Annotated in this window: 5 protein-coding genes; 3 read left to right on the top strand and 2 right to left on the bottom strand. The window is 66.7% G+C overall.

Going from position 1 to position 6,247, the window contains the following annotated elements; translation table 11 throughout:
• Nucleotides 1–100: 100 nt before the first annotated feature.
• Nucleotides 101–1,519: a circularly permuted type 2 ATP-grasp protein gene (locus BRAO375_RS23235; protein ID WP_009029898.1), complete on the bottom strand. Its 1,419-nt coding sequence runs from the start codon at nt 1,517–1,519 to the stop codon at nt 101–103.
• Between the two features lie 228 nt (nt 1,520–1,747).
• On the opposite strand from BRAO375_RS23235, the gene BRAO375_RS23240 reads away from it, so the two are divergent.
• The 3 genes from BRAO375_RS23240 (at nt 1,748) to BRAO375_RS23250 (ending at nt 3,986) form a co-directional block, all read left to right on the top strand.
• Nucleotides 1,748–2,485, top strand: coding sequence for a competence/damage-inducible protein A (locus BRAO375_RS23240; protein WP_009029899.1), 738 nt, complete (start codon nt 1,748–1,750; stop codon nt 2,483–2,485).
• A gap of 216 nt (nt 2,486–2,701) precedes the next feature.
• Entirely contained in the window at nt 2,702–3,223 is a 522-nt protein-coding gene (gpt, locus tag BRAO375_RS23245) for a xanthine phosphoribosyltransferase (RefSeq protein ID WP_009029900.1), read from the top strand.
• 142 nt (nt 3,224–3,365) lie between these two features.
• Entirely contained in the window at nt 3,366–3,986 is a 621-nt protein-coding gene (locus BRAO375_RS23250; RefSeq protein ID WP_009029901.1) for a hypothetical protein, read from the top strand.
• A 106-nt stretch (nt 3,987–4,092) separates the two neighbouring features.
• Here BRAO375_RS23250 and BRAO375_RS23255 read toward each other — a convergent pair.
• On the bottom strand, nt 4,093–6,247 hold a 2,155-nt coding region (locus BRAO375_RS23255), incomplete at its 5' end, for an autotransporter domain-containing protein (RefSeq protein WP_244423249.1).

Genomic DNA, 6,247 nt, shown 5'->3' on the forward strand with positions numbered 1-6,247 from the left:
CGATGCGATCCGACCTCTTAGTGCGAGCGAAGCTGGTCGAGCCCCCGCAGGCGCGGAGAGGTTGCAGCCAGCAAGTGGCTCGACATCCCTCAAACAATGCTTACTCATCCAGCACCCATGTGTCCTTGGTGCCGCCGCCCTGGCTGGAATTCACCACCAGCGAGCCTTCCTTCAGCGCAACGCGCGTCAGGCCGCCGGGGACGATGGTGGTGCGGTCGCGCCCCGTCAGCACGAACGGCCGGAGGTCTACATGGCGCGGCGCCAGCCCCGAGGCGACGCAGGTTGGGCAGGTCGACAGCGCCAGCGTCGGCTGCGCGATGAAGCCTTCCGGCTCGCGCTTGAGCTTGTCGCGGAACGCCTCGATCGTCGCCTTGGTCGCGGCCGGGCCGATCAGCATGCCGTAGCCGCCGGAGCCGTGGACCTCCTTGACCACGAGCTCGCCGAGATGGTCGAGCACGTAGGAGAGATCCTGCGGCTCGCGGCAGCGCCAGGTCTGCACGTTCTTCAGGATCGGCTCCTCGCCGAGATAGAACTTCACGACATCGGGCATGTAGGAGTAGATCGCCTTGTCATCGGCGATGCCGGTGCCGACCGCATTGGCGAGCGTCACATTGCCGGCGACATAGGCCGACATCAGGCCGGGCACGCCGAGCGCCGAATCCGGCCGGAAGGTGAGGGGATCGAGGAAGTCGTCGTCGACGCGGCGGTAGATCACGTCGACCCGCTTCAACCCCTCGGTGGTCCGCATGAACACCTCATCGTTCTTGACGATGAGGTCGCGCCCCTCGACCAGTTCGATGCCGAGCTTGTCGGCCAGGAACGAGTGCTCGTAATAGGCGGAGTTGTAGATGCCGGGTGTCATCAGTGCGACTGTCGGCTCGGCCGAAGCGCTGAGCGGCGCCACCGAGCGCAGGCACGACAACAGCTCGTCCGGATAGCGCTCGACCGGCGCCACGCGATGGCGCGCGAACAGGTCCGGGAAAAGCCGCATCATGATCTCGCGGTTTTCCAGCATGTAGGACACGCCCGACGGCGTCCGCGCATTGTCCTCGAGCACGATGAAGTCGTTGGCGTCGACCCGGACGATGTCGATCCCGGCGATGTGGACGTAGACGTCGTGCGGGACGTCCTGGCCGTTCATCTCCGGCCGGAACACCGGGTTCTGGAAGATCAGGTCATCCGGAACGACGTTCGCGCGCAGGATGTCGCGGCCGTGATAGATATCGCGCAGGAACATGTTCAGCGCCTTGACGCGCTGCTTCAGTCCCTTCTCCAGGAGCGTCCATTCCTTGCCGGAGAGGATGCGGGGAATGACGTCGAACGGGATCAGCCGCTCCTGCGCCTCAGCCTCGCCATACACCGCGAAGGTGATGCCGATTCGCCGGAACAGGAGCTCCGCCTCGTGGCGGCGATATTCCAGCGCTTCCGGCGGCGTTTCCTTCAGCCACCGCGACAGCTCCTGATAAGCCTGACGGACGTCGCCGCCCGGCTCGTTCATCTCGTCGAACGCAACTGCCATAGATGCCCGTGTGTCCCAGCCTCGTCATACACTGCATGACTCCCGAGGATGGTAGCAAGGGGCGGGCCAGCGCGATATGCATTCTCCTGCGGCATTTCGTGGGGGTTGCGGAATTCGTGCCCGAAAAACCGGCTGCATGATGCTCAAATCCGCGGCATAGACTGCGACGTTCTGGATGACTTTGGCACCGGCTCGGGCCAAAAGAGACAGCAGATGCGAGGAGAAACCATGAGCGACATCGTCACCGCAGGATTGCTGGTCATCGGCGACGAGATCCTGTCCGGCCGGACCAAGGACAAGAACATCGGCTTCATTGCCGAATACCTGACCAATCTCGGCATCGACCTCAAGGAGGTGCGGGTGGTTTCGGACGACGAGCCGGACATCATCACGGCGCTGGATGCGCTGCGGCACCGCTACACCTATGTGTTCACGACCGGCGGCATCGGGCCGACCCATGACGACATCACCGCGGATTCGATCGCCAAGGCGTTCGGCGTCGGCATCGACCATCACCCGGAGGTGGTCGCGCGCTTCCGCGAGCGCTGGAGCGAGCAGGAGCTCAACGAGGCGCGGCTGCGCATGGCGCGCATCCCGGATGGCGCCGAGCTGATCCAGAGCGCCACCATCCTCGCCCCGGGCTTCAAGCTCGGCAATGTCATCGTGATGGCCGGCGTGCCGTCGATCATGCAGGCGATGATGGACATCGTCGCGCCGAAGCTGAAATCCGGCGTGCGCATGCTGTCGGAGACGGTGCGTGCCAATGCCCGCGAGGGCGACATCGGCGGTCCCCTGCGCGAGATCGCCAAGGCGCACCCGGACACCATCATCGGCAGCTATCCGTTCATCGACGAGGACCAGAAGCCGAACACGCATCTGGTGGTGCGCTCGCGCGACCAGGACAAGCTGACGGCGGCGATGGGCGCCGTGAAGGAGATGCTCGCCGGGTTGAACGTGACGCGCTAGCCTGCGCGCTTGCCGTCATTCCGGGGCAAGCGTCAATGCGAAGACGCGAAGCGGCGAAGCGTTGACGATTGAACCCGGAATCCCGAGATTGTCGGACATGAACGCAAGACAATCTCGAGATTCCGGGTTCAAGGCCTCTCGGCCTTGCCCCGGAATGACCGAGACTTTGCGCGGCAGGTGTCATCAGAGGCGGCGGGCGAGGGCGGACGGGACGACATGACAGACAAGACTTTGAGCGCAGAGGAGCGTGCCGGCCGGGCCTTCCCGGTGTCCTGGGACCAGTTTCACCGGGATTGCCGGGCGCTGACCTGGCGGCTCAACGAGATCGGGCCGTTTCATGCCGTGGTGGCCATCACCCGGGGTGGACTGGTGCCGGCAGCCATCGTGGCCCGCGAGCTTGGCGTGCGTGTCATCGATACGATCTGCATCGCGAGCTATGACCACACCAAGCAGGGCGAGCTTCAGGTCCTGAAGGGCATCTCGGCCGACACCGCCAAACTCGGCGGCGGCACCGGCAAGGGGCTTCTGATCGTCGACGATCTCGTCGACACCGGCAAGACCGGACGCATGGTCCGCGAGCTGCTTCCCGACGCTCATTTCGCGACCGTCTACGCCAAGCCGAAGGGGCGGCCGCTGGTCGATACCTTCATCACCGAGGTGTCGCAGGACACCTGGATCTTCTTCCCCTGGGACACCGCGCTGTCGTTCGCGCCGCCGCTGCGGGACGGGGCGGCCTAGCTCAACGTCGTCATTGCGAGCGAAGCGAAGCAATCCAGAGCTGTGCGCGGGACTCTGGATTGCTTCCGCCGTCGCCCTGCGGGCTATGGCGGACAAGTCGTCGCTTCGCTCCTCGCAATGACGGCCCACGCGGAGCGCCGCCATGCCGCTACAGAACCGCGTCACGCCGATGGGCGACATCGTCGCCACGCCGCATCGTGGGATGTTCACCGGCAATCGCGGCATTATTCATGACCCCGCGACCAGGACGCTGCTGAACAGGCGCTGGTCGAGCCCCGCCTGGCTGGTCTGCCTGTGCGAGTTCCGCGGCAAGCGCCGCGACGTCATGGCCACGCGCAGCTGGACCGAGCTGTTCTTCCTCGACGAGACCACCGCGCTCGCCGCCGGCCACCGGCCGTGCTTCTATTGCCGCCGTGACGACGCCGAGCGCTTTCGCGCCGCGTGGGAGATTGGCAACGGCGTCAGCGATATCCGTGCGTCGGAGATCGACAAGGTGCTGCATCGCGAGCGGCTCGACCGCGGTCGCAAGCGGTTGCATCCGCTGCCGCTGCCGATCGATCGATTGCCCGACGGCGCGATGGTGCAGGCGGAGGACGAGAGCTTCCTCATCTTGCACGGCCGGGCGCTGCGATGGTCGTTCGCCGGCTACGGCGCCGCGCGCGATGACATCGCTGCGCCGCTGCTGCTGACGCCGCCATCGACGCTGCGTGTGCTCCGGGCCGGCTATCGGCCCGTGCTGCACCCAAGCGCGCGGGAACCGTAGCACGGATGAGCGAAGCGATATCCGGGGTCTCACGCGCCTCCGTTGAACCCGCATGTCGCTTTCGCTCATGCGGCCTACGGCATCGCGGTGGCCTCGCGCACAGGCATCACCACGAGTAGCGCACGACAGCCTTGCCGCCATAGCTGCGGGTGACGTTGGAGAACTCGCCCTCGAACGTTCCTGCGGCCGACCAGCCGTTGGTCCACTTCATTTCCGCCGAAGCCGAGGTCAGTGCGGCATCGCTGGCCTGCCGCGCTCCATTGACGACGAAGGACGCGCCGGGCAGGGCCTGGAAGGTCGCGGCGATCGAGCGGTCCGGGTTGAAGTCGTGCGCCCAGGCAAGGCGGCCGCGCAGCGTGAAGATGCCGTCGGCCAGTGCGTAGGATTTGTCGGTGCGCAAACCGAGCTCGCTGCGCGTCGCGGTAATCGTCCTGGCGCCGTAGGCAAGCGCGAAGGTGTTGTTGCCGACGACGGCCCGCTCGGCGTAGCCCGGCAGGTCGAAGGTGGTGAACTGAGCCGCCGCGTACGGCGTGAGGCCGACGGTCGTCCAAGGGGTGAGGAAGCGGTGGCCGCCCTCGATCCGGCCTGAATAGCTGTTGGCGTTGAAGTCGGCACGCAGCTGATCGATTCCCGCCACCGTCACGGTCCGGCTCGTCGTGACGGCCTGCCAGCCATACGCCAGCGCGCCGGTCACATAGCTGGCCCCGAAATTGTGCCGCACGAAGCCACCGGCCTGGAACAGGTCGGACCGGCCGCCGCCGCCATTGAAGACGTTGAAATTGGTGCCGCCGCCGGCCAGCGCGAAGCCGGCGACCGTGTAGGGCGAGAAGCGATAGTCGGCGCCGACCGCGGTGCCGTAGAGATTACTGGTGGCGGTGTTGGAGCCGAGCGCGGCGTTGCCGTCGGTGGTCTGCGCTCCCCCGAATGCCGCCGCCCACACGCTCCAGCCGGTTCTGGCCATCGCGGCAGGCGGAGCCTTGGTGTAGATCGCGGCCAGCGCGTCGCTCGGATTGCGCTTCTGCGCGAAGGCGAGGTCAGACTCGGCATACGCGATGGGACCGGTTGGCGGCGTGGAAGGATCACCCCGACCGCCGGCGAGGGGATCGGTCATGACGCCCATGAACTGCGTCATCGCGTTGAACGTCGCCTGCTGGCCGCCGGTCGCGGTCTCGCCCGAAATCTGCGTGAGGCCGGCCGGAGACAGTCCGGTAAAGACGACGGGAATGCTGCCGGTCGCGTTGAAGTAGTTGCTGAGCGCGTTACCGACGTTCTGCTGGTTGATGTTCCCAGGCGTGCTGAGTGCGAGATTCAGGAAAACGTTGTTGGCGTCATAGCTCAAGGACGACGTGAAGCCCGCGGGCGCGCTGGTCGCCGTCACGTTGCTGAACGTGCCGCTGACACCGCCCGTCGCAGTGAGGATCGTGTATCTCTTCGCGATATAGGTCCCGGCGGCGTAGACCGCATTGACCGAGCCGGCGAGCGTCGCGGTGCCGGTCACGTTGGCGCGGGAGGCGGTCGTCGGATCGACCTGAACCAGGTAGATCGCACCCGACTGGAAGGCGAGATTGCCGCTCACGGTCATCGTGCTGGCCGGCGTGCCGCTGCCGGGCGCGAAGGTGCCGCCCGCATTGATCTGCGTTCCCCTGACCGTGCCGATGCCGGCCAGCGTGCCGCCGGAATTCACCGTGGTCAGGGTCGAATTCAGCGCCGAGCCGTTCATCTCCAGCGTGCCGCCGTTCACGACGGTGTTGCCGATGTAGGTGTTGGCGGCGGTCAGCACGAGCGTGCCGCTGCCGGTCTTGACGAGAGCGGTGTTGATGCCGCCGGTGACCAGGCCGCTGCCACCGATGGTGTTGGCATAGGTCACGGTGCCGCCGCTGACCGCGATATTGGCGGTCACGCCGCCGAGATAGATTGCGGCGCCGGCACCGATGCCGGCGGCCCCAGCGGTGCCGTTGAACGAGCTCGGGCCCTGGCCGACGCCGGCGCTGCCGCCCGTGCCGCCGGTGACGGCCGCGCCCGAGATCGGCGAATCCAGGATCGTGAGCGTGGCGCCGGCGTCGACATAGATGGCGCCGCCGCGCGCAGCGCCACCAGCGCCGCCATAGCCGCCGTCGGCGCCCGGGCCTTGGCTGCCCTGGTTGTTGGTGACGCCGTCGCCGCCGCGGCCGCCGGTGCCGCCGCCGGAGTTGCCGGTGCCGCCATTGTTGTTGATGGTGTAGAAGTTGCTGTTGGTGGTGCCCGAGCCGCCGCCGCCGCCG

Source organism: Bradyrhizobium sp. ORS 375 (assembly GCF_000239775.1).
Lineage (GTDB): Bacteria > Pseudomonadota > Alphaproteobacteria > Rhizobiales > Xanthobacteraceae > Bradyrhizobium.

What these genes read in the sequence shown, in the direction of transcription:
- BRAO375_RS23235 (WP_009029898.1), bottom strand. Translation starts at nt 1,519, where the DNA reads ATGGCAGTTGCGTTCGACGAGATGAACGAGCCGGGCGGCGACGTCCGT.
- BRAO375_RS23250 (WP_009029901.1), top strand. Translation starts at nt 3,366, where the DNA reads ATGCCGCTACAGAACCGCGTCACGCCGATGGGCGACATCGTCGCCACG.
- BRAO375_RS23240 (WP_009029899.1), top strand. Translation starts at nt 1,748, where the DNA reads ATGAGCGACATCGTCACCGCAGGATTGCTGGTCATCGGCGACGAGATC.
- gpt (WP_009029900.1), top strand. Translation starts at nt 2,702, where the DNA reads ATGACAGACAAGACTTTGAGCGCAGAGGAGCGTGCCGGCCGGGCCTTC.